Origin of the sequence: Acinetobacter sp. ACNIH3 (assembly GCF_002918965.1) — a bacterium.
In the GTDB taxonomy this organism is placed as follows: domain Bacteria; phylum Pseudomonadota; class Gammaproteobacteria; order Pseudomonadales; family Moraxellaceae; genus Acinetobacter; species Acinetobacter schindleri.
In genome coordinates, this window is record NZ_PQLP01000118.1 from 1 (window position 1) to 1,622 (window position 1,622).

The 1,622-nt window shown below is 40.5% G+C and carries 3 pseudogenes; 1 reads left to right on the top strand and 2 read right to left on the bottom strand.

Annotated features, from left to right (window positions below):
• Window positions 1-206, top strand: a pseudogene (locus C3420_RS16905) (IS5/IS1182 family transposase); the annotation flags it as partial.
• 52 nt (window positions 207-258) lie between these two features.
• Here the strand turns inward: C3420_RS16905 and C3420_RS16910 are convergent.
• Together C3420_RS16910 and C3420_RS16920 are read right to left on the bottom strand one after the other, a co-directional pair.
• A pseudogene (locus C3420_RS16910) lies at window positions 259-819 on the bottom strand (helix-turn-helix domain-containing protein); the annotation flags it as partial.
• A gap of 439 nt (window positions 820-1,258) precedes the next feature.
• A pseudogene (locus tag C3420_RS16920) lies at window positions 1,259-1,622 on the bottom strand (IS5 family transposase); the annotation flags it as partial.

Here is a 1,622-nt window from a genome sequence, read left to right on the forward strand (position 1 = left end):
AACGTTTAGGCAGGACACTATGGAAAAAATGGTCAGGCTATCATCGGCGAAGTTTGGTTGAAACTAAGATGCATTGCATCAAATTATTAGGAGATAAACTCAGTGCAAGGAGTTTTGATAGCCAAGTGAATGAGATCCATGCACGTGTAGCAGTCCTTAACAGATTTACGGAATCAGGTCGACCACTTACCCAAGTTACGCCTTAAATTTGGCTCAATTAGGGGCGCTTTGCATTTCAAATCTTTGTGCAACAAAGCCATAATCAAAGGTCGTTTCAGCCTCACAAAAGCGCAGATGCAACAGCTTTCCAGTGGCGTCATCGATATAAACCAGCAAGCAGCATTTGGAAGCTCGACCTTCAAACCAGTCATGATATGAGCCATCGATCTGGATCAGCTCACCGAAGCAATCACGGTTATATCTAGGCTGATACGGACGTTTCAGGCGCTTGGATCGAGGAATCCAGAGGTCATTTGCAGTCATCCAGCGACGAACCGTTTCTACCGGGATATGCAGGCCAAACATGCTGCTGAGCTTCTCATGAGCCAATGTAGGACCAAAGCCAAGTAAATGTTCAGAAATAATGGAAAGACATTCTGATTTTAACAGGACGTCATGGCGACGATGACCCGGTTGACCACGACTGGCATGTGCCATACCTGAGACACCATCTTGATTGAGCTTCTGCAATAACCGGGTAATTTGACGGGTGGAAAGATTCAGGATTTCAGCAGCACGGACCTGGGTAATACGATGATCTCTAACGTCTTGCAGAACTGCAAGACGTTGAATTTCTTTATCAGACATAGTGATCAGCATCTATATTTTATATCCAGTCCATGGTGATAAAAACCATCATAAACCAGACATTTTTATTGGTGAGAATATAGACACTTTAAATGGGTTCTAACAAACTGATTTCGTATAATATTGATTATGTTAAGCGAAGTATACCAAACAATAACTTCATATATCCCTTACACTCACCTGATTTCAATAAGTTAAAGTACTATCCTTTAATTAGATAAATATGATATGTTGAATTAAATTTTAATTCATAAACTTCATCATGTTTGAACTAAAAACAATTCGATTGACAAAAAAAGGTTCAACTAAAAAACAACTAATATTATTGTTTCACCTCAACTCGTACTGTCCCTGTCTATACCCATTGTTGTTCTCAATGAAAGTTTTACGCTTTCAAAGGGCTTTGTTGCACAAAGATTTGAAATGCAAAGCGCCCCTAATTGAGCCAAATTTAAGGCGTAACTTGGGTAAATGGTCGACCTGATTCCGTAAATCTGTTGAGGACTGCTACACGTGCATGAATTTCATTCACTTGGCTATCAAAACTCCTTGCGCTGAGTTTATCTCCTAATAATTTAATGCAGTGCATCTTAGTTTCAACCAACTTCGCCGATGATAGCCTGACCATTTTTTCCATAGTGTCCTGCCTAAACGTTTAACTGTTCGAAGTAATTCATTTCGTTCTAGCGAGCTACTCTTTGTATCTTTCCATGGTTTCGCATTTTTTCTAGGTGGAATCACCGCATGCCCTTGCCGATCTGCAATGACCTGACGGCATTGCTTGGTGTCATAAGCTCCATCGGTATAAACAGAGT